General features: G+C 59.0%; 13 protein-coding genes. 5 read left to right on the plus strand and 8 right to left on the minus strand.

The genetic code is table 11. The annotated features are described in order from the left end of the window. Positions 1–75 precede the first annotated feature (75 nt). From EO087_RS15820 to EO087_RS15830, 3 genes are read left to right on the plus strand one after another with little or no spacing between them, the layout of a single operon-like run. The gene (locus EO087_RS15820; RefSeq protein ID WP_128899700.1) at positions 76–5802 is read left to right on the plus strand and encodes an Hpt domain-containing protein; all 5727 of its coding nucleotides are present in this window, start codon (positions 76–78) and stop codon (positions 5800–5802) included. Next, the gene (locus EO087_RS15825; RefSeq protein WP_128899701.1) at positions 5795–7372 is read left to right on the plus strand and encodes a chemotaxis protein CheB; all 1578 of its coding nucleotides are present in this window, start codon (positions 5795–5797) and stop codon (positions 7370–7372) included. Before EO087_RS15820 ends, EO087_RS15825 begins: the two co-directional genes overlap by 8 nt. Then, a complete protein-coding gene (locus tag EO087_RS15830) occupies positions 7369–7845 on the plus strand; it encodes a chemotaxis protein CheW (protein WP_128899702.1) in 477 nt (158 codons plus the stop codon). Before EO087_RS15825 ends, EO087_RS15830 begins: the two co-directional genes overlap by 4 nt. Positions 7846–8278: 433 nt before the next feature. Here the strand turns inward: EO087_RS15830 and EO087_RS15835 are convergent, their stop codons facing one another. The 8 genes from EO087_RS15835 to EO087_RS15870 form a co-directional block, all read right to left on the minus strand. Next, positions 8279–9727: a hypothetical protein gene (locus EO087_RS15835; protein WP_128899703.1), complete on the minus strand. Its 1449-nt coding sequence runs from the start codon at positions 9725–9727 to the stop codon at positions 8279–8281. 316 nt (positions 9728–10043) lie between these two features. After that, on the minus strand, positions 10044–10607 hold the full coding sequence (gene yeiP, locus EO087_RS15840; RefSeq protein WP_128899704.1) for an elongation factor P-like protein YeiP: 564 nt from the start codon (positions 10605–10607) through the stop codon (positions 10044–10046). 107 nt (positions 10608–10714) lie between these two features. Beyond that, positions 10715–11482, minus strand: a complete 768-nt coding sequence (locus EO087_RS15845) for an SDR family NAD(P)-dependent oxidoreductase (RefSeq protein WP_128899705.1) — start codon at positions 11480–11482, stop codon at positions 10715–10717. A gap of 145 nt (positions 11483–11627) precedes the next feature. Continuing rightward, positions 11628–12533 (minus strand): hydroxymethylglutaryl-CoA lyase, encoded by a 906-nt coding sequence (locus EO087_RS15850; RefSeq protein ID WP_128899706.1) that lies wholly within the window; start codon positions 12531–12533, stop codon positions 11628–11630. A gap of 33 nt (positions 12534–12566) precedes the next feature. Then, complete coding sequence (locus EO087_RS15855) at positions 12567–14564, minus strand: acetyl/propionyl/methylcrotonyl-CoA carboxylase subunit alpha (protein ID WP_128899707.1); 1998 nt, start codon at positions 14562–14564, stop codon at positions 12567–12569. 95 nt (positions 14565–14659) lie between these two features. Continuing rightward, on the minus strand, positions 14660–15172 hold the full coding sequence (locus tag EO087_RS15860) for a cupin domain-containing protein (RefSeq protein WP_240669081.1): 513 nt from the start codon (positions 15170–15172) through the stop codon (positions 14660–14662). Positions 15173–15267: 95 nt separating this feature from the next. Then, positions 15268–16944 carry a glucan 1,4-alpha-maltotetraohydrolase domain-containing protein gene (locus tag EO087_RS15865; RefSeq protein ID WP_128899708.1) on the minus strand — a complete coding sequence of 559 codons (1677 nt, stop codon included), beginning with the start codon at positions 16942–16944 and terminating at the stop codon, positions 15268–15270. Between the two features lie 205 nt (positions 16945–17149). Then, entirely contained in the window at positions 17150–17944 is a 795-nt protein-coding gene (locus EO087_RS15870) for an enoyl-CoA hydratase-related protein (protein WP_128899709.1), read from the minus strand. A gap of 199 nt (positions 17945–18143) precedes the next feature. On the opposite strand from EO087_RS15870, the gene EO087_RS15875 reads away from it, so the two are divergent. Beyond that, a protein-coding gene (locus EO087_RS15875; protein ID WP_128899710.1) for an IS3 family transposase occupies positions 18144–19294 on the plus strand; the annotation gives its coding sequence in 2 pieces (ribosomal slippage) (positions 18144–18408 and positions 18408–19294; 1152 coding nt in all). Positions 19295–20210: 916 nt separating this feature from the next. Next, on the plus strand, positions 20211–22382 hold the full coding sequence (locus EO087_RS15880; protein WP_164931870.1) for a hypothetical protein: 2172 nt from the start codon (positions 20211–20213) through the stop codon (positions 22380–22382). Positions 22383–22424: the final 42 nt, after the last annotated feature.

Consider the following 22424-nt stretch of genomic DNA (forward strand, 5'->3'; position numbering starts at 1 on the left):
CATCGGGCCATAACTAATGAGGGCAACCTCGACGGTTGCGTGATGCGCTAAAAAGCGCAGCCGCTGAGGGGACGCATGAGACTTCAAGATCACATCGATTTCACAACCCTGCAATGGGTCAAGCCCGAGCTTGACGAGACGCTTTCGCTCGCACGTCAGGCCCTGGAGTCCTACGTGGACAATCCTGGCGAGGGCGATGTCATGCGCGCTTGCGCGGACAACCTGCATCAGGTGCAAGGCACTTTGCGCATGGTGCAGCTTTACGGCGCGGCCATGGTCGCCGAGGAGATGGAAACACTCGCCATCTCCCTGCTCGAAGACCACGTGCGCCATCGTGAAGACGCTTACGCCGCGCTGATGCGCGGCCTGATGCAGTTGCCCGATTACCTGGAACGGTTGTCTAGCGGCCATCGTGACGTGCCCGTGGTGCTGCTGCCGCTGCTCAATGAACTACGCGCCAGCCGCGAGCAGGACGCACTGAGCGAGTTGGCGCTGTTCACCCCCAATCTTGATGTGCCACTGCCGGAGCAGGCGCCGCCGGCGGCAAGCGTGGCCGATGCGCAACGGAATAAGGGCGAAATCGGCGAATTGCGGCTGCACTTCCAGCAGCAGATGCTGGCCTGGTTCCGTGGCCAGGGTGCGCAACATCAGCTCGCCGCCATGCGCAAGACGCTTATCGCGATCGCCGCACGCGGTGCGACCACGCCGGGTCGCCGCTTGTGGTGGATTGCGGCCGGCGTACTGGAAGGCCTCGATCACGGCATGTTGAAAAACTACGCGGCCGAAGTGCGCCAATTGATCGGCCGCGTCGATCGCAGCATCCGCTCCCTGATCGACAACGGCGAGGAAAGCCTGCAAGGCGGCGACGCCGACGATTTGGCGCGTAAGCTGCTCTACATCGTGGCGCAGTCCAAGCAACGCAGCCCGCAGATGGCGCAGCTTGCCCAGACCTATCATCTCGACAGTCTAGTGCCCGATGCAACCGAACTGGAACATGCGCGTGGTTCGATGGCCGGTCGCAATCGCGCCTTGCTCGACTCCGTGGCGCGTGCCTTGAAAGACGATTTGCTGCGTGTGAAGGAATCGTTGGACTTGTTCCTGCGCCAGCCTGATGCTGATCCGACGCAACTCGGCGCGCAAGCCGAAGTGCTCGAGCGCGTGGGTGATACGCTTGGCATGCTTGCACTCAATGTGCCGCGCCGCGTGATCAACGAACAGCGTCGCTTGCTGGAAGAAGTCGCCAACCGGACACGCAGTCCCGATGAAGAATCGCTGCTCGATGTGGCTGGCGCGCTGCTCTATGTTGAAGCTTCGCTGGACGACCACATCGAAAGCCTGGGTGCGGAAAACGCGCAGGTCGAGGATCATCCCACGCCGGCCATGTTGCCACGCAGCGAGGCGCGCCACATCCTCGCCACACTGATGAACGAAGCCGTTGCCAACACTGGCAAGGTGAAGAGCGGCATCGTGGCTTTCGTCGAATCCGGCTGGCAGCACCAGCCATTGGACGGTATGTCCGCGCTGATGGACGAAGTCGCCGGCGCCATGCGCATGCTTTCTTTGTCGCGTCCGGCGCAAATTGCCGAAGGCGTGGGTCGCTTCATCGGCAACGAGCTAAGCATGGATCAGCGCGTACCCAACAGTGCGCAGATGGACCAGCTCGCCGATGCGCTGGCTGCGCTGGAGTACTACCTCGAAGCCGCCCGCGAACATCGCGGTGGGCTTGACCACATTCTGGATGTTGCCGAACACAGCCTAGGTGGGCTGGGTTACTGGCCGCCACCGCTGCCGAAGGCGATGCCGGAGCCGGCTGTGGCATTGCCAGCTCACGTCGAAGCCCCGGTACTGGCCTTGAACGAATCGGTCAGCCTGGCGCATGGCGAAGACGCCACCAGGCTGTTTATCGGCAGCAGTGACACACCCGTCCCGCACGCACACGACATCACCGGTCTACATCTGGCCGAAACTGAAACGGACACCCATTCGGCGGTTACGGGTGATGGTGAAGACTGGATCGAGATCGAAGAAGAAGTCGAAGAGCAGGTGGCCGGCGTCGATCCGCTAGCCGCCACGGCTGGCTTCCAAACCAGCACGGAAGGCATCGACGACGACATCCGCAACATCTTCCTGGAAGAAATGCAGGAAGAAATCAACAACCTGCATCAGGCACAGCAAAGCTGGAGGGTCGATCCGAGCCAGCTCACCGAGCTGACGCCGATCCGCCGTTCGTTTCATACGCTGAAGGGTTCCGGCCGCCTAGTCGGCGCCAGTGTGCTGGGCGAGCTCTCCTGGCGCGTGGAGAACATGCTCAATCGCGTGCTCGATGGCACGATCCAGCCACACGATGGTGTGCAAGCGCTGGTCGGCCATGCCATCGACGCGTTACCGTCATTGCTGGTCATGCTGAAGGATGGCGTGCTGCCGACCGCGCCACTCAGCGCGATCATGCAGGCCGCTGATCAGCTTGCCGCGGGTGAGCAGGCTGCCGTGGAACAGTTTGCTATCACTAGCGGCGCCCAGACGGCGCGTCATGTGGTGCGCCGTCGCGTGCCGCGCGCGAATGTCATCGCCGACACCATCCCGGCAGCGACGCATACGGATCAATTCGTCGCCACTTCGCATCCAACCGAAGAAGCGGAAGTCGCTTCGTACGCGCAACCTATCCACGAGCCGGTGCTGCCACCGATCGATCCGGTCCTGCTGGAAATCCTGCGCAGCGAAGTGGCGCAATATCTGCAGGTCATCCGTCACACGGCGAACTTCGCTGACGACGAACTGCCCGTCGAAGACAATCTGCTGCGTGCTGTGCACACTCTGCACGGTGCTATCGCAATGGTCGAAATTCCGTTGCTGATGCATTTGTTGTCACCGTTGGAAAGCCTGCTCAAGCGTTTGCGTGCGGCCGGTCAACCGTTGTCGACCGAAGGCGTGCGCCTGCTGTGCCGCAGTGCCGATGTGGTCGACGAGGTGATGGCGCAGTTCGACGCATCCCATCCGCAACTGCCCGATGCCTTGGCCCTTGTCGGGCGCCTGGAACAGCTCCGCGATCACCAGCCCGAGCCGCAGATGGCCCATATGGTGTTCGAATCACGTCATCTCGGGCCCGCACCAGCGACACACGAACGACGTGAACGGGAGCAGCCCAAACATCTACCCATCGAAGAGCTCACCAGTGCCGAACCCGAAGCACTGATCGAACCTGATTCGTTGGCGGAAGAAGTCAAGCTCGAAGAAGAAGCCAAGCTCGAAGAGACACCGCATATCGAGCCAGCGAGCGAAGAGCCTGCTGCCGACGTGCCGCACGACATCGAGCCGATTGCAGCCGTCGAAGCGTCCACGCATGAAGCGGAGCCGATCGCGGCGGCTCACCTGTCGCACGAAGCGCGTGAGGCCGACTCGACCCCGGTCGGCGAGCTGATCCACTTCAACCACATCGACGCCGACTTGCTGGAAATCTTCAGTGAAGAAGCGCGCGAAATTCTGGATAGCGCCGACGGCGTGCTGGCCAAATGGCGCGTCGAGCCCACCGACGTCACGCACATGAACGGCCTGCTGCGCCCACTGCATACCCTCAAGGGCGGCGCGCGTATTACAGGCATCACGCCGGTGGGCGATCTCAGTCATGCGATCGAAAGCATGCTGGAGCGCTCGCACGGTATCGATCCACAGCGTACCGGCCCGCTTATTGCCACGCTGGAAGCGGCTTTCGATCAGATGCACGACCTTGTGCAGCGCGCGTCGCAAGGCAAGGGCATCACCTATCCGCAAGCGATGATCGACCGCTTACAGGGTGGCGCGACGATGGCCGAGCCACTGGCCCTGGGACCCATTGCCGAAACCCCGGTGACGACATACGTCGAAACACCCACGCCGCAGCCGACCACGGAGCTACCCTCGCTGCTGCCGGCCGAAGAACCACAGCAAGAAGACGCCGCACACACGGCGCAAGAGCAAATCCGCGTACGCGCCGATCTGCTCGACAGCCTCGTCAACAACGCGGGTGAAGTGGCCATTTATCGTTCGCGCCTGGAGCAGCAGGTTTCGGCCTACCGCTTCAACCTGGTCGAACTGGAACAGACGGTATCGCGTCTGCGCGGCCAGCTCCGCATGCTGGAAATCGAAACCGAAACACAGATCATCGCGCGCTTCCAGCGTGAGCATCGCGAAGCCGGTATCGGCGTATTCGATCCACTCGAACTCGATCGCTTCTCCCAGTTGCAGCAGTACTCGCGTGCACTGGCCGAGTCGGTCTCGGACTTGGTGTCAATCCAGGGCATGCTGGACGAACTCACCCGCCAGGTGGAAACACTGCTGCTCCAGCAGTCGCGCGTCAGCTCGGAATTGCAGGAAGGCTTGTTGCGTACTCGCATGCTGCCCTTCGACACGATGGTGCCGAACCTGCGCCGCACGCTGCGTCAGGCGGCGCAGGAAGAAGGCAAGAGCGCCCAGTTGTACGTGGAAGGCGCACACGGCGAAATGGATCGCAACCTGCTCGACCGCATCAAGGCGCCGTTCGAGCACATGCTGCGCAATGCCGTGGCGCACGGTATCGAATCGCCGGACGATCGCCGCAAAGCCAACAAGCCGGAAGAGGGCGCGGTGCGCATCCGCGTGGCACGCGAAGCCACCGAGGTCGTGGTACGCGTGAGTGACGACGGCCGCGGCCTGAATCGCGAGGCGATCCGCCACCGCGCCATTGAGCGTGGCCTGGTGCGTCCGGAAACTCGCCTTAGCGACGACCAGTTGCTGGCGTTGATCACCCAGGCCGGCTTCTCCACCGCCAGCACGGTGACCCAGCTCGCCGGTCGTGGCGTGGGCATGGACGTGGTAGCCAACGAGATCAAGCAGCTTGGCGGTTCGCTCGCCATTGAATCGTGCCAGGGTGAAGGCACCACTTTCGTGTTGCGCCTGCCGTTTACCCTCGCGGTGACGCAGGCGATCTTGGTGCGCATCGGTGAATCCACCTTTGCCATCCCGATGACCTCGGTGCAGGGCGTGGCCCGCATCAGCCCTGACGAACTCGCGCAGCGGATGGCGCAAGACTATCCGCAATTCGATCACAACGGCGAGGAATACGGCATCCACGACCTGGCCGAGCTGCTCGGTCTGGTTGCCGGTCACGCCAGTGACGAAGAACAGTTGTCCTTGCTGCTGACCCGCTCGGGTGAACTGCGCGCCGCCATCCGCATCGATGCCGTGATTGGCTCGCGCGAAATCGTGGTGAAGTCAGTCGGCCCGCAGGTGAGTTCGGTGCCAGGCATTCTCGGCGCCACCATCATGGGCGATGGTTCGGTGCTGGTGATTCTGGATCTGGCCCCGTTGGTGCGTCATGGCCTCAGCCGTCGCGAACAACGGCTGGCCGAAGGCGCTGTGTACGCAACCACGGCACCGGTGATTGAAAATGTGCGCCCGCGCCCGCTGGTCATGGTGGTGGACGATTCGATCACCATGCGCAAGGTCACCGGCCGCGTGCTGGAACGCCACGAATACGAAGTGGAAACCGCCAAGGACGGCCTCGATGCCATCGATAAGCTGCACGAGCGTGTGCCGGATCTTATGTTGCTCGACATCGAAATGCCCGGCATGGACGGTTACGAACTGGCGACGCACATGAAGGCCGATCCGCGCTTCCGTGGTGTGCCGATCATCATGATCACCTCGCGTACCAGCGAAAAGCATCGCCAGCGCGCCTTCGACCTCGGTGTTGAGCGCTATCTCGGTAAGCCGTACCAGGAGGCTGAATTGCTGGCACAGATTAGTGAAGTACTTGAGCAGCATGCGCGGGAGCTGGTGAATGAGTAGGAGTCCGAAGCGTATCGCGCTCTTTTTTAATGACGCTGAGCTGGGGAGTCATTTGCGTGTCGTACTCTCCGAGCACGGTGCGCAGATGGCATACGAAGGTCCGCTGAGTAGCTTCGATGAAACGAAACTGCGCCAGGTCAGTGTGGATGTACTGGTGGTCAATCTTGACGATACCGTGGACGATGCCACGCTCGAACGCATCTATGGATGGATCGAGTCCAGTGACATACCGGTCGTATTCAACGATGCACAGGCCAGCCGCGACCTCGAAGGCTGGGATCGTGCGCGCTGGGCGCGCCATCTGGCAGCCAAGGCGCTCAACAGCGGAGCCATCGATCCCCCTCGCCCCGATAATGCGCGCGCGTTGGAAGCGCGGGCGATACCGGTCCGCAAGGAAGTCGTCGAGCAGCACGCAGAGCCGATCTTGGCAGAAGCGCCGGTTGACGATATTCCCGAGCCGGTCACCGAATCCAGCGAAGAACCGCCACTGGCGCATGACGTCTCCTCCCGGGACTCGGAAACCCTGGCTGCCGAGCTGGAGGCTCTGCTCTCCTCCGACGAAATCACGCATGCCGCAGCCGCTGAATCGGCATGGGCAGAAACCTCGTGGGCAGAAACTTCGTCCCCCACACGCACCGAAACACCATCGTTCAACATCAACCTGGATCATCTATCCCTCGCCGATGTCGACGAGGCGTCCAAGCCAGCACGGATCGACAGAGCAACGCTCGCCCAGCAGACGCCCATGCCGACGGCGCCGGAATGGAGTTTCGTGGAAGAAGGCGAAGCGGTTGCCGCCACGTCCAACACCCACAAGCCTTTCGGTGTCGAAAAAGTCAGCGCCACCGACTACCTTGCCCCGAATGTGGGACAGGAGCAGGTGGAGGAGCACGAACTGCCGATCGAACCGGGCACGCGCCTGGAACTCGTATCGCTCGAAAAAGCGGTGGCTCCCAAGCACGAGTACCAACCCTACGAAACACACTTGCGAGAGTGGGACGCAGCTTTTGCACGCTTGCTGGTGCTGGGCGCGGCGCGTGACAGCCAGGCGTCGCTATCGGCCTTCCTGGCCGTGCTGCCGGGCAGCTTCAAGCTGCCTATCCTGCTAACCCAGCACCAAAACACCGGCGGGGCTGAGCAATTGGTGCAATCGCTGGCCATGCAAAGCGCATTGCCGGTAAAAGTGGCTGCCATGGGCGTGCGCGTACGTGCCGGTGAAGTGTTGGTCGTGCCGCGCGGACAACAGGTGCATGTATGGCGCGATGGCCGTGTGGAACTGACCGCGGCCCATGACGATGCCAACGAGCAAGCCCCCTCCATCGACAGCAGCTTCACCATGGCAGCCAATGTGTTCGGGCGCGATGCGCTGGCGATCCTGTTTGCCGGCAAGGCCGCCGATGCCGTGGCCGGGGCGCAAGCCATCCATGATCGAGGTGGACAGGTCTGGGTGGAATCATCCGGCAGTGATCACCACAGCGATATGGTCAATGGCGTGCTGACCGAACGTCTGGCCAGCTTTTCCGGCTCGCCGCAAGAGCTAGCGGTGCGCCTGATCGAGGACTTCCGATGAGCGAGCAGCCACTTCCCCGTGAAATCCGTTGCGTGCTGGTGCCGGTCGGCGACCTGCGCCTACTGCTGCCTAACGTAACCGTGGCCGAAGTGATCGCCTTCACCACCCCCGAGCCGATAGCCGGCGCCCCGGAATGGCTGCTGGGACGCATTGCCTGGCGCGGCTGGCGCGTGCCACTGGTTTCCTTCACCCAACTGGCCGGTGCGCACGAAGGCCATGCCGAACTCAGCGTGCGCGTGGCCGTGCTCAAAGCCTTGGGCGACAACCCCGAACTACCGTTCATAGCGGTGCTGACACAAGGCTTCCCCCGCCTAACCACACTCAATGCCGAACTGATCATTCCCACCCACGATGGCAAACCCTTGCCGCGTGGTGTGAAGGTTCAGGTACTGGTGCGTGATGACGTGGCGATGATTCCGGATCTGGAAGGCATCGAGAACGAAGTCTACGAGTTGTTGCAGCAGGCAAGCTGATGGCCATGTCATCTCTCGCGGCAGGCAAGGTGCGAATCTTCGGCGACTGGGGCGTCTTTAAGGCAACGCTGAATAAGTATCGCCGTCGTCACCAGCCCTGCCTGTTCACATCCCGTCAGGCTGGTGACGACGGCGATACTTATTCAGCGTTGCCTTAAGTTCGGAGCATTGGGTGAGGGGCCGGGCTTGAGGGAAACTCCACGGCTACGCGAAAGTTTCGCTCTTTAAATCGCGCACGAAACAAGCTATTTCGCAAGATTGGCCCCTCACCCCGGCCCTCTCCTCGCTCCTCAAAGCCGAGCACATCCATGTGCTCTCCCCGCGTGCCCCAGAGGGGAGGGGCGCCGTAGCATCAGATTTGTGATCAAAAGACAGAGGCTTGATCCGGGGATAATCCAACAGATGACGGGGTGCTGCGATTTTTCAGTGTTGCTTAGAATTTGTTACGATTTTGCCCGGCTTGTTGAATGCAAAGCGTCCCACCGTGGGCGTCATACATTTTTTGAAGCGCAATGTCCGCATTATTTTTATCTTTCATATAATCGTTGTAAGCTTCAATTGCGATTTCGGTGCCTTGCATTACGGCGGATCTTTTTATCCCATACGAAATGATATCGTCCTGGTTAAGCAATGCACCTCTTGTTTCATTATTGTAATGAGAAAGATCGGGGGTGTAAGAATCCTTTAAATACTGAAGGACGGGATGCACTCGGCAAAACGTAACCTCACCTGTTTCTTTCTCGTGACAACCGAATTGCGCGAACTGCGATTTTGGATCCCAGGTGCCATAATTGCTGGGCATTAATGCATCTTCATCATTTTGGGTCCACTCAGTAGCCCCTGCCCAATTCTCCGGTTCGATATATTCAGCAACAGTTTCTCCATCCGGTCTATACATCGCAGTGAGCTCTTGCTTGAAAGCATTATGAACTTGAATTTTAGCGTTTTTAATAGCTGCTTCAATATCTTTGTCTGTAACACATTCGTTAAGTCGATAAGCTTCTGAAATCATCGCGTCAATTTCGCGTTTGTAGGTTTCGTTCATGCGAAAAGCAAGACTTGCCTCCTCTCGTGACATCTTCGGAATATTCACAGAGGCATCAAAGCCAAGCTCTTTTTGCCAATAAGTAGAAGAGGTAAGAATTTTATCCATGACGTTGTCATCGAGCTTTTTGGTCATGCAGTTTGCATTGAAGGTCTTCCTTAAAAATTCTTCATGCTCGTCTTGATTATTAAAAGTCTTAAGGCATCCAACACTCTCTCCCTTTAGGTCCGTTACATGGAGTTCATTTCCTTTCATTATCAATTGGTAGCCATTGCCTGGTAGATCGTTGATGTATAAGATATTAGGAATTTTTGAATCGAATTTATCAGGATTAACCCATTCATTCATAAGGATGGCGGGGATCGCATTATCCATTATGGAGCCGAGAATTTTATTCTTGGCGTCATCATTTAATACTCCAGCCCGCAAGCCTGTGCGGAGAATATCCATCAAAAATGCTTTATATTCGTTCTGACCATTAAAAGTCCTAAGGTGATCAATGCTATTTCCCCATGGATCCGCCACGTGTAGTTCATTTCCTTTCATCAATAATTGATATTGATTGCCGGGTTCATCATGGGCGTATAAGGTATGGGTGATATTTGGATCGGCATCAACATGATTATTCCATCCATTAATAATAATGGTGTTGATCGCCTTGTCCAGCTCAGCCTTCCTTTTTGGTATATGGTTCACCTCCAAAGCGGAGCTGATTCCAAGGGTGAATATGTTTTTGATCAGCTCTCCACCTCCGCTTTTTTTTGGTGCTACAGCATTACCGTAGTTGATAGTATTATCGCTACCGCCAAAAAATCTTTTGAATGAATTGACATGCATTTTATATTACCTATTAGTTGTGACTGACGTAAAATAAAATCATGAATGTAACACTAATATTCCGTGTTTGATGCGCAAGGCGCTCATTGTGACGTGTTTATTGGATTTTCATGATTCATGACACCCTTCCTGATGCTGATGCGTCGTAACTATTCAGCACAGGTTGAGTACGAGTGAAGGTTTCGCGGTGATGTTGAAGTTCGTGGCGTTCTACACTCGTGGGAAGTTGCGTTTTTTATTTAACACGCCGTCATTTTTTCTAAACTAATCAAAACTTACTATACGGTGTTTACCCGAGTTACGGCAAAGAGCGCGCTTACGCGCGCCCGGCAAATTCCCCCGTCAACGTATTCACCCACACCTTCTCATCGTTGGTGATGTACTCCGGTACCTGGATTTCGATACCGGTGTTGAGCTTGGCCGGCTTTGTGCGTTTGGTGGCGCTGGCGCCTTTCAGTTCCGGGGCGGTATCGACCACGGTGAGTACAACGCTGGTGGGTACCTGCAGGCCAACCGGTACATCGTCGATCACTTGCACGTAATAACCTTCCAGGCCTCCCACGATATAGCCGGCGTTGTCGCCCACCACTTCCGGGCCGAGTGTGTATTGCGTGTAATCCTCGTTGTCCATGAACACGAAGGCATCGCCATCCATGTAGGAGAAGTTGGCTGGACGGCGCGCCAAGTCCACGTCCTTCAGGTCATCGTCGGCGCGTAGGCTGAGGTCGAATTTGCGCCCGCCCGGGATCGAATACAGCGTGAAGCGGAAGGTGACGTTGCCACCACGTGCCGTGGGTGAGCTGCGCTCGATATCGCGTACCTGGTAAACGGTACCTTCGTGTTCGATCACATGGGCTTTCTTGACGTCGGAAGCTTTCATGGATGTAAGCCGGAAATGGGAAATAAGGAATGATTAAAAGTGTCGTGCTCGGAAGCTGGGCGGAGAAACGGGTTTTACGATTACCGTTTCTCCATTCCCGATTTCGTTCACTTCGGCTGCAACCGCACCGCGCCATCCAGTCGGATGGTTTCGCCATTGATATAGCGGTTGCCAAGGATGAACGCGACGGTCGAAGCGAATTCGTCCGGCTTGCCCAGGCGCGAAGGGAAGGGGATCGATGCGGACAGCGATTCTTGTACCTGCGGTGACATGCCATCCACCATCGGGGTCCAGAAGATGCCTGGCGCAATGGTGGCCACGCGGATGCCAAAGCGTGACAGTTCGCGGGCCATCGGCAGGGTCATGCCAACCACGCCACCCTTCGAGGCGGAATAAGCGGCCTGGCCGATCTGGCCTTCGTAGGCGGCGACGCTGGCGGTGTTGATGATCACGCCGCGCTCGCCGTCTTCACCCGCTTCATTGTTCTGCATCAGTGCGGCGCCGGCCTTGGCGACGTTGAAGCTACCCACCAGGTTCACCATCACGGTGTTGGCAAAGGTGCTGAGCGCCATGGGGCCCTCCTTGCCGAGCACGCGGCTGGCGCCGAGGATGCCAGCGCAGTTGATCACCACGTTCAGGCCACCCAGTGTGTTGTGGACGGCCGCTACGTTTATCGCCACGCCTTCCTCAGATGTCACATCGGTACGGAAGAAGCGCGCGTTGTCGCCCAACGCTTGGGTCGTTTCCTGGCCCTTTTCTTCGTTGACGTCGAACAGGACAACCTGGCCGCCATTCGTTACCAGATGCTGGGCGACGGCATAGCCGAGACCGGAGGCGCCACCCGTGATGATGGCCTTCACTTGATTGAGCTGCATGGAGTGTCCTGGGAACAGAAAGCCAGCATGGTAGCGCACCGGTCTTGGTGGCTGCCCGTGTTCTCAGGCTGATATGCGCGTAGACGACGTGAATGGCGTCAGCGTCTTCGAGGCGGGCGATGCGAATCATTTGCCGAGGGTTGCTTCAGGCTGTCGTGCGCGCCTTGGTAACGCGACTGGCGGTCGGTTTATTGAGCTGCGCAGACAGCCATGCACCGGTAGCCACCAGCAGATCCAGGTTGATGCCTGTCTGCATGCCAATACCTTGCAGCATGTAAACCACATCCTCACTGGCCACATTGCCTGTGGCGCCCTTGGCGTAGGGACAGCCGCCCGTGCCGGAAACAGCGCTGTCGACCACCCGCACACCTTCATCCAGGCAGACCATGATATTCGCCAGCGCTTGTCCATACGTATCGTGGAAGTGCACGGCGAGCGCGTGCATGGGTATTTCTTGCGCCACGGCGTGCAACATAGCGCGTGCCTTCACGGGTGTGCCGATACCGATGGTGTCGCCTAGCGAGATTTCGTAGCAACCCATGTCGTACAAGCGCTTGGCGACGCGCACCACATCCTCGACCGGAACGTCGCCTTGATAGGGACAACCTAGCGCAGTGGAAACATAGCCGCGCACCTTTACGTCTTCCGATTTGGCGCGCTCAAACACCGGCTGAAAGCGCGTCAGCGATTCGGCAATGGTGGCGTTGATATTCGCGCGATTGAACGCTTCGGACGCAGCGGTAAACACCGATACCTCGGCCGCACCCGCCTTGCGCGCCAGTCGATAGCCCTGTTCGTTCGGCACCAGCACGGGATAACCCACGCCCGGCACCTTGCGGATCTTGCGGAACACTTCATCCGCATCGGCAAGCTGCGGCACCCAGCGCGGGCTGACGAAACTGGTCGCTTCGATGGTTTTCAGCCCGGTGGTGGAAAGTCGGTCGATCAGCGCGATTTTTACATCAGGTGGAAGCAGCGTTTTTTCGTTCTGCAAGCCGTCGCGGGGGCCCACTTCCACGATGCGAACGACGTTCGAATTCGAAGTATCCATAGGCATCCGGGGAAGTCCGTTATTGCTAGATAATCAGGCTGTTAAAACGACGAGAACGGTGTCAGCTTCGACAAATTCGCCCTGTGCCGCATTAACACTTTCAATGATGCCGGCACGTGGCGCCTTCAAGGCCAGTTCCATTTTCATGGCTTCCATCACCAGCAGCTCCTGACCTTCCTCGACGGCATCACCCACCTGGGTTTTGACGAGTACGATGCGTCCAGGCATGGGCGCGATGATCTGGTTGCCGCCGGCACCTTGCTTCGATTCCCACGCGAACGCAGGTGCACGAACGAATACATGGCGTTGTCCGTTGACATCGTGCAGCGATACGCGCTCCTGGTCGGCATGTATGGGCAGACGGACACCCTGGCCATCGAAGCGGGCACTGAGGACGCCACCGTGGTGGCGCGCACCCCGTACCTTGCAATGCGATTCGCCGTGTTGCAACTGATAGTCGCCTTCGTGACCGTGTGCTTCGATCTCGTAACGCTGCTCACGCAGCGACAGCGCCACGATGCGCTTGCCGGCGTGGCCGATACGCCAGGCGTCGGCACGCAACCAGGGTGAGTAGGGATCGTCGCCGTGCAAGGCATCGTTGACGATGGAGCGTTCGTCATGGAGCAAGGAGGCGGTGGCGGTGGCAAACAGGACATGGTTCGAGGGTGCGGTATTGCCAGTAAGAAATTCGCTAAGGTGACGGTCCAGGTAGCCGGTATCGATGCGGCCCTCGATCACCATCGGATGACGTGCCAGTCGTTCCAGGAAGGCGATATTGGATTTTGGTCCGACGATGTCGCACTCGGTCAACGCTTCACGCAGGCGTCGCAGCGCCTGCGTGCGATCGGTGTCGTACACGATCAGCTTGGCGATCATCGGATCATAAAAAATCGTTACGGTGTCGCCCTCGATCACGCCGCCGTCCAGTCGTACGTGGCGGGACGGCGAGGGCAGTTTCAGCGTACGCAGCTTGCCGGAGCCGGGCAGGAAGTTCTGTTCGGGATCTTCGGCATACAGGCGTACTTCAATGGCATGCCCGTGTGCATGAATCTGATCTTGCCGCAATGGCAGGGTTTCACCGGCGGCGACGCGCAGTTGCCATTCGACCAGGTCGAGGCCGAGCGTTTCTTCGGTGACCGGATGCTCCACTTGCAGGCGGGTATTCATTTCCATGAAGAAGAACGTGCCGTCTTGCCCCACGATGAATTCCACCGTGCCGGCGCCGACGTAGTTCACTGCCTTGGCTGCCGCCACCGCCGCCTCGCCCATTGCCTTGCGGCGCTCGGGCGTGAGGAACGGGGAGGGCGTTTCTTCCAGCACCTTCTGGTAGCGGCGCTGGGCGGAGCATTCACGCTCATTCAGATGGATGACGTTGCCCTGCGTATCGCCGAACACCTGGAATTCGATATGGCGCGGATGCTCGACATAGCGCTCCAGGATCACTCGCGTATCACCGAACGAACTGGCTGCTTCGCGTTGCGCGGAGGCCAGCGCATCGGTGAATTCCTTTTTGGTGCGCACAATGCGCATACCTTTGCCGCCACCGCCGGCAGCCGCTTTGATCATCAGCGGAAAGCCGGTCTTGCGAGCCTGCTCCTCAAGAAAGGCCAGGTCCTGATTGTCACCGTGATAACCCGGCACCAGCGGCACCTGATGTTTTTCCATCAGCGTCTTGGCGGCGGCTTTGGAACCCATCGCGTCGATGCTTTCCGGGCGTGGGCCGATAAAGGCGATGCCGGCGTTGGTGCAGGCGCGCGCAAAGCCAGTGTTCTCGGAAAGAAAACCGTAGCCCGGATGGATCGCTTGCGCGCCAGATTTTTTGGCGACCTCCAAAATGGCGTCGCCGCGCAGATAGGAGTCGGCCGGGCGCGGCCCGCCGATCGGCCACGCTTCGTCGGCCAGGCGCATGTGCTGCGCATCCTTGTCCGCTTCCGAATACACCGCAATGGTGTGGATGCCCAGCCGTCGGCAGGTGCGGATCACGCGGCAGGCGATTTCGCCACGATTGGCAATCAGTACGCGCTCAAACATGCGGGTTCCTTACCGGCTCGCAGAAGATGCAAAGCGAATAAAACTAGCAGATTTGCGTGATTGCGCCGATGCGCAGCGCAGCAACGGCGAGATGATTACTCGCCGTCCCAATAGTCCAACGAATCTTCCGGCCGCCCCAGGATGCGCATCGGCCTGGGCGCGCCGCTTGCGTCGCTGTTCGCGAACACGCCGTATTTGCCGGAATCGGGGTACTCGCAGACTTCCACTTCCGATTCATTGCTAAGTGCGAGGTAGCGCATCTCCACCTCGCCAGTGTTGATGATCTGGTGCGCGGTTTCCGGGCCGCCGGTGGGGCAGGCGATCACGTGGCCGGCGCGGATGGAATAATGCTGGTTGCCGTAGCGAAGCTCGCCGCTGCCTTCGAGGATGACGAACATTTCTTCTTCCACGCGATGGCTGTGGAACGGACAGTTGCGCTTGCCCGGCGCAAGCACGTTGAGGCGATAACCGAGTTTGCGTGCGCCGATCTTGCTGGCGATCTCACCGTAGCGCCGGTCATACAGGTGCGCGTTGTCGCCGCGCGGCATGCGCGATGCGTCGGGCAGGCGGATCTCAACGTCGTCGAGGTGGATGAAAGGTTTGCTCACGGTCTATTCGCCTTCCCAGTAATCCGCAGTGGCACCCTGGCGCATCATGATGCGGATTATCTGCGACTTGCCCTCCGCGTCGGGCTCGAACTCAATCAAAAAGCGCCGCCGGTACTGGCGTCTTGCATGACGATGACCTCGTTGTCGCTGCCAGGTTGCCAGCTTTTCACCTGGGAAGCGTCGGCTTCATTGCGGATGATGCATTTCCATTCGACACCCTGTTGCCCGGGCAGGGCGATGCTGCCTTTCCAGGTGGGGTACGTGCTGACATCCGTCAATCGCACTGCCTTAGCGGGATCCCAGTTGCCCAGCTCTGGGCTGCTTCCGACGACATAGACGCTGTCACCTGTCTGGGTCTTGCCGTTGTCACAACGGAAAGTGACGTTCACGGATGCGGCGGCTGGTCCGGTATGCCAGATCCGTATTTTCCCGTCGTCATGGCTCAATGCAGGCAGATAGGCATCCTGGCTGACTTGGTCGGGTTTGGCCAGATTTGAATTCAAGGCCACTAGCAATTGCTGGTGGGAGCCCGTGATGACGGCCACCAGGCCGGTGCAATGCTGGCTGCCGCACTGGGTGGGAAACCGGATGTCCGAATCGGCACGGATACCTGCCGTACGGCGGGTTTGGATCAGCAGGCGCAGATAGTCATGCAGATCGTCGTTGTCGGTATGGGGACCATACATATCCGGCCAGTAAACCGCCGGTGTGCCGGGACTGCTCAAAATGTAAGCGTAGGCTTGCTTGCGCAGTGGGCTGGCAATCGGCCAGATATGTTGTCCACCGCCAGGACCGGGGGAGGGGCCGGTATCGTGGTTGTCGACAAAAGTGACCGCAATGTCGCGCCAACGCGGTTCAGGGTTGCCGTTCAATCCGTTGCGCCATTCAGAGATTGAACCGTTTTGCATGCGATCCTTCAGCGCGAAATCAAAGACCATGCAGTCGGAATGGTCCGACCAATCTTTTAGCCCATCTTGAAAGCTCTTGTTGTGGAGCGGATTGTCGGCAGGGAATTCACCCGGTGATTTCCACATTTCGCCGATGCAAATACCGTTGTCGAAGACGTCGCTCATCCAGTGTTGCACGTGCCGCGGCGCGTAGCCGCGCACAAAGTCAAAACGCAGGCCGCTAGCCGAGTAGTTGTCGCGCAGGTTGATGAACTCCTTTTCGAACATCGCTTCGACGTCGGCGTTGCCGAGGTTGAAATCGGAATCGCCACTCATGAAAGGATCACCATCGTCACATGGGCTGGGGCCGGAACCGGCGCCTTTGTCGTCGCAATCCCGGCGCCAGATTTTGCCCGTCTTGGGAAGGAAGTTGGCGCTGCTGGCCTTGCTTCGATCCATGTGATTGGGCACCACGTCGTAAACCAGCTTGATACCCGCTTTTTTAAGTGCCTGAATGGCTTCCTTCAATTGCGTATTCGTGCCGTAGCCGCTGTTCTTATTGAAACTCCCCCAGAAGTAACCTTCGCCGCCACCTGATTTGTCGCCGCTTTTCCAGCTTGATGTGTCTTGCCAGACCGGCGGCAGCCAGATGATGGTGAAGCCATCGGCGGCAATTTGCGGGGCTTTTTTCTTTAGCGTGTCGTACCACGTGCCAGGCATGCGTACCGAGTTCCAATGAAAGCCTTGCAGGATGATTTCATCCTCGCTGCCGTAACGAATGCCGCCGGGACTTTTTTGTGCACAGGCGGCTACCGAAAAGGCAGCGCACCATCCAGCGGCGAGCACACAGATAAATACACGAGCAATCCATGTTGCACGACACATGACTCCCCTCCGGATCATCGCAACCTGACGTGCTATAGATCAGTTATGGCGATAACAGAGCGTGAAAAGGTCGTGCGGTCTGGATGAAACGCGTACGGGGATGGCCTATGCACAGTGGACCAAGGGTTTCCTTACACCGAACCTCAATCTGTTCTAGATAAATTTACTCTGACAGCATCTGACAGCAGTTGCTGCCAGGTTGTTGTCAGATGTGGTGTGTCCAGTTTGGTGCGCGCTTGTCCAGAAAAGCACCGAGCCCTTCCTGTCCCTCTTGCGACACACGCAAGCGTGCAATCAATGTGGCGTTGTCGTGGTCGATGTGCTCGGCAGCCGCTTCCGTCAGGCCGTGCATGCCCAATGCCAGACGTTTGGCTTCCTGCTGGGCGACGGGGCCGGCCTTGGCGAGCATCTTGAGTACGTTGTGCACCGTGTCATCGAGATACTCCGCAGGCACCGACTGGTGCAACAGCCCAACCTGGGTGGCGGTATCCGCGTCGAAAATCTCACCGGTCAAGAACAGCCGGCGCGCATGGCGCAGACCGATGGCCGCGATCACATAAGGGGAAATCACCGCAGGTACCAGACCGAGCGTGACTTCGGTCAAGCCGAACTTGGCGGTGTTGACGCCAATGGCAATATCGCAGCAGGCGAGCAGGCCCACGCCGCCACCGTACGCGGCGCCATTGACGCGGGCGATGGTGGGCTTGGGCAGGAACTGCAAGGTGCGCATCAGGGTGGCCAGGCGCAGCGAGTCTTCGCGGTTTTCCTGCTCGCTGGCTTTTGCCATGCCGCGCATCCAGTTCAGATCGGCACCGGCGGAAAAGCTCGCCCCCACGCCGGTCAAAACCACCACACGGACAGCGGAATCCTGCCCGGCTGCCTGCAGGGCGGCGGTGAGGTCGGCAATCAGCCGGTCGTCGAAGGCGTTGTGCACTTCGGGGCGGTTGAGGCGGAGTTCGCGGATGCCGGCATGGTCGGCGATCTGGACGGCACTGGTCATGGAGAAGTCCCGGGATAAGGCGCTGCATCTTAAGGGCACCTCTATAAATTGCCCAACCCAAAAATTTCGCAGATTTTTATGAATCGCCCCAAATTCTGCCTGCCGAGCAGAAGGCATTCCTTAGAGCCCGTCGTCATGATCTTGCCCCTCTTCCACGGACACCCGGTTAAGCGATTCAATTCGCTATCCGAGGTGAACGATGAAACAGAAGACAGGCGTGAAACAGGTCCGGCAACGTTACAGCCCCGAGTTCAAAGAGCAAGCCTTGCGCAGGGCTGAGCAGGATGGCGTGGCGCAGGCGGCGAAGGATCTAAAGTTATCCCCCAACCAGCGCTACGCTTGGCGCGCCAAAGCCCAGCTACGCAGTCAGACGGGCGAACAACAGCAGCTCCAGCAGGCTGAAAATACACGACTCAAACGTGAGGTAGCACGCTTGGAGGAGGTCGTCTTCCTAAAAAAGGCGGCAGCGTACTTCGCGAAGACGCCCAAGTGAAGTACGCCATGATCCGTACACATGAAGAAGCTCACGCGGTCCGGCTGATGTGCCGTACGCTGGACGTATCACCGTCTGGCTACTACGCATGGCGCGATCGTCCCCTCTCGTCACGTGCCCTCAAACGCACTGAGCTCGACGCCCGGGTGCGCGAAGCCTACGACACCGAGAAGGGGCGTGCCGGCTCGCCACGACTCACGCACAGGCTCAAGCGGCAAGGCCATCATGCCGGTCGGCACCAGGTCGCCCAAAGCATGCGTTGCCAGGCGTTGCGGGCTAGAGGCGCACGCAAGTACAAAGCCACCACGAACTCCAACCACAACTTGCTCGTGGCACCGAACCTCTTGCAGCAAAACTTCGATGCTGACCAACCGAATCAGGCGTGGGTCAGCGATATAACCTATATTGCCACCGACGAGGGCTGGCTGTACTTGGCCGTGGTGCTGGATTTGTATTCGCATCACGTGATTGGATGGTCGATGTCCGATCGTATGACCTCACCACTGGTCTGTAACGCGCTACGCATGGCCGTGTTTGCCAGGCATCGGCCACACGGCGTGATCGTGCATTCGGACCGTGGAAGCCAATACGGCTCGCAGGAGTATCAGCGCTTGCTCAGCGAGCACGACTTGCTATGCAGTATGAGCAAGAAAGGCGATTGTTACGACAATGCAGCCATGGAGAGCTGGAATCACAGCTTGAAGGTCGAAGCCATCCACGGCGAACGCTTTGCCACGCGAGAACAAGCCAGGGATCACGTGTTCGAATACATCGAGGTCTACTACAATCGACAACGGCTTCACTCCACGCTGGGCTATCTCAGCCCGGTCGAGTTCGAACTACGACATGTTGCTTAACCGAGTGTCCGTGATTCAAGGGCAAGATCATTTCGTTGTTACTTCGGTGGCACCGACGTCAAACCTTCGCTCGTGCCTACCCCGGGCTGAATAGTTACTTTTTCTGTTTCTGAAGAGGAATAACCTCATGCATGTTGGTCCTTATCAACGCGTTAATCCTTATCAACGCGAGGTATCTGTGGCGGATACCACGCAATCACCTGTCGGTGACGCACCAACGCCTGCCGACAGAGGGTTTTTTCACGGTGCCCAAGTCTTAGATCCGCCACCTGCTCGGGGTGGGCGAGGCACCGGCGATCGCTCTCGCGGCGGGATCAGCGGGCGAGGCCAGCCTTGGGCCACCGGTAACCATCACACGTCGGCACCGGTTTCTCCGTCAGGTTGCGGTGCGCCTTCAACGTTCGGCCCGGTCCCAGGTGCCCACCCACGGGGCGCGCACTCTGCGCAGGGGGGACAAGCTATTAGGGGCACGGCACCGACTCGGCGCGGTGCACCGAGTCATTCTCATCAACGCGAGGTATCTGTGCCGGGGACCACGCGATCACCTGCCGCTAACGCACCAACGCCTGCCGACAGAGGCGTTTTTCACGGTACCCAAGTCTTAGATCCACCACCTGCTCTGGGTAGGCGAGGCACCGGCGATCGCTCTCGCGGCGGGTTCAGCGGGCGAGGCCAGCCTTGGCCCACCGGTAACCATCACACGTTGGCACCGGTTCCTCCGTCAGGTCACGGTGCGCCTTCCACGTCTGATGCGGCCCCAGGTATCCACACAGAGGCTGCGCCGGTGGATGGGAGGCCGGCTGTTAAGGGCAAAGCACCGGCCGCACGGATCCAGTCAGCCGACGCACTGCGAGCGGCATTGGGAGCGAAACCGTGCCGGTTAAATGTGCTGACGTGTGCATGCTGGTTCAAAGCGATGAAAAGCTCCGATTGGCCTACGCCGGATGATCTCGAGTGGCTCGCGGATCAGCTCCCCACGCTTGTACGCAACTCAAGCCCGAACATATTGAATGAGCAAACGTATGCCCAATGGAGCTCGCTATTTCTAAAAGTCGGGAACGCCCCTGACTGCAAGCAGCAGTTGGAACGGTTATTAAGCACCATGGCCGACTGGTTGAACCGCCTGCCAGAAGGATTGGGTCCTCAGACCGTGGGCACCCTCCTTTACAACTTGCAGGCGATGCCATCCACCCCTGGCACCGAGGCGGTGCTGCAGGCCATGGCCCGACACATTTCCTCAAAGGAGGCACCCTCCTTAAATGCCCAAGCCATCGGCAACGCTTTGTACGGGCTGCAGAACATGCCTTCGACAGCCGGCACCGAGGCGGTGCTGAAGGCCATGGCTGGGCACATTTCCCGGGCGCCTTCCTTATCTGCCCAAAACATCGGCAACGCCCTGTACGGGCTGCACAACATGTCGCCGACGGCCGGCACGGAGGCGGTGCTGCAGGCTATGGCCCGACACATTTCCTCAAATAAGGCGCCTTCCTTAGATGCCCAAGCCATCGGCAATGCTTTGTATGGGTTGCAGAACATGCCTTCGACAGCCGGCACCGAGGCGTTGCTGCGGGCTATGGCCCGGCACATTTCCTCAAATGAGGCACCCTCCTTAAATGCCCAAGCCATCGGCAACGCTTTGTACGGGCTGCAGAACATGCCTTCGACAGCCGGCACCGAGGCGGTGCTGAAGGCCATGGCTGGGCACATTTCCCGGGCGCCTTCCTTATCTGCCCAAAACATCGGCAACGCCCTGTACGGGCTGCACAACATGTCGTCGACGGCCGGCACGGAGGCGGTGCTGCAGGCTATGGCCCGACACATTTCCTCAAATAAGGCGCCTTCCTTAGATGCCCAAGCCATCGGCAATGCTTTGTATGGGTTGCAGAACATGCCTTCGACAGCCGGCACCGAGGCGGTGCTGCAGGCCATGGTTGGGCACATTTCCCGGGTGCCCTCCTTATCTGCCCAAAACATCGGCAACGCCCTGTACGGGCTGCACAACATGTCGCCGACGGCCGGCACGGAGGCGGTGCTGCAGGCCATGGCCCCGCACATTTCCCGGGTGCCCTCCTTATCTGCCCAAGCCATCGGCAACGCCCTGTACGGGCTGCAAAACATGCGGCCGATGGTCGGTACCGAGATGGTGCTGGAGGCCATGGCTCCGCACATTTCCCGGGCGCCCGCCTTATCTGCCCAAAACATCGGCAACGCCCTGTACGGGCTGCAAAACATGCCACAAACCCCCGGTACCGAGATGGTGCTGGAGGCCATGGCTGCGCACATTTCCCTGGCACGATCTTTATCTGGTCAAGACATCGGCAGTGCCCTGTATGGGTTGCAAAACATGCCTCTAACGGCCGGCACCAAGGCGGTGCTACAGGCCATGGTTCCGCACATTTCCCTGGCACGATCTTTATCTGGCCAAGAAATCGGCAATGCCCTGTACGGGCTGCACAGCATGCCGCAGACAATCGGCACGGAGGCATTGCTGCGGGCCATAGCCCCGCACATTTCCCGGGTGCCCTCCTTATCTGCCCGACACATCGGCAATGCCCTGTACGGGCTGCAAAACATGCCGTCGACGGACGGCACCGAGGCGGTGTTGCAGGCCATGGTTCCGCACATTTCCCGAGCACCCTCCTTATCTGCCCAAGCCATCGGCAATGTCCTGTACGGGCTGCAAAACATGCCGTCGACGGCGGGCACCGAGGCGGTGCTGCTGGCCATGGCTCCGCACATTTCCCGAGCGCCCTCCTTATCTGCCCAAGCCATCGGCAATGTCCTGTACGGGCTGCACAACATGCCGCCGACCCCGGGCACCGAGGCAGTGTTGGAGGTCATGGCCCCGCACATTTCCGACGCACCCTCCTTATCTGCCCAAGAAATCGGCAACGCTCTGTACGGGCTGCACAACATGTCGCCAACGGCCGGCACCGAGATGGTGCTGGAGGCCATGGCTCCGCACATTTCCCAGGCACCCTCCTTAGATGCCCAGGTCATCGGCAACGTCCTGTACGGGCTGCACAACATGCCTCCGACGGCTGGCACGAAGGCGGTGCTGCAGGCCATCGCTCCGCACATTTCCTAGGAGCCTGTCGGATTTGAGGGCACTTTTATAAATTACCTGATT

Source organism: Dyella sp. M7H15-1 (assembly GCF_004114615.1).
GTDB lineage: Bacteria > Pseudomonadota > Gammaproteobacteria > Xanthomonadales > Rhodanobacteraceae > Dyella_B.

Excerpts from the sequence above, each read along its gene's own strand:
- EO087_RS15820 (WP_128899700.1), top strand. The coding sequence starts at position 76 with ATGAGACTTCAAGATCACATCGATTTCACAACCCTGCAATGGGTCAAG.
- EO087_RS15825 (WP_128899701.1), top strand. The coding sequence starts at position 5,795 with ATGAGTAGGAGTCCGAAGCGTATCGCGCTCTTTTTTAATGACGCTGAG.
- EO087_RS15830 (WP_128899702.1), top strand. The coding sequence starts at position 7,369 with ATGAGCGAGCAGCCACTTCCCCGTGAAATCCGTTGCGTGCTGGTGCCG.
- EO087_RS15835 (WP_128899703.1), bottom strand. The coding sequence starts at position 9,727 with ATGCATGTCAATTCATTCAAAAGATTTTTTGGCGGTAGCGATAATACT.
- yeiP (WP_128899704.1), bottom strand. The coding sequence starts at position 10,607 with ATGAAAGCTTCCGACGTCAAGAAAGCCCATGTGATCGAACACGAAGGT.
- EO087_RS15845 (WP_128899705.1), bottom strand. The coding sequence starts at position 11,482 with ATGCAGCTCAATCAAGTGAAGGCCATCATCACGGGTGGCGCCTCCGGT.
- EO087_RS15850 (WP_128899706.1), bottom strand. The coding sequence starts at position 12,533 with ATGGATACTTCGAATTCGAACGTCGTTCGCATCGTGGAAGTGGGCCCC.
- EO087_RS15855 (WP_128899707.1), bottom strand. The coding sequence starts at position 14,564 with ATGTTTGAGCGCGTACTGATTGCCAATCGTGGCGAAATCGCCTGCCGC.
- EO087_RS15865 (WP_128899708.1), bottom strand. The coding sequence starts at position 16,944 with ATGTGTCGTGCAACATGGATTGCTCGTGTATTTATCTGTGTGCTCGCC.
- EO087_RS15870 (WP_128899709.1), bottom strand. The coding sequence starts at position 17,944 with ATGACCAGTGCCGTCCAGATCGCCGACCATGCCGGCATCCGCGAACTC.
- EO087_RS15880 (WP_164931870.1), top strand. The coding sequence starts at position 20,211 with ATGAAAAGCTCCGATTGGCCTACGCCGGATGATCTCGAGTGGCTCGCG.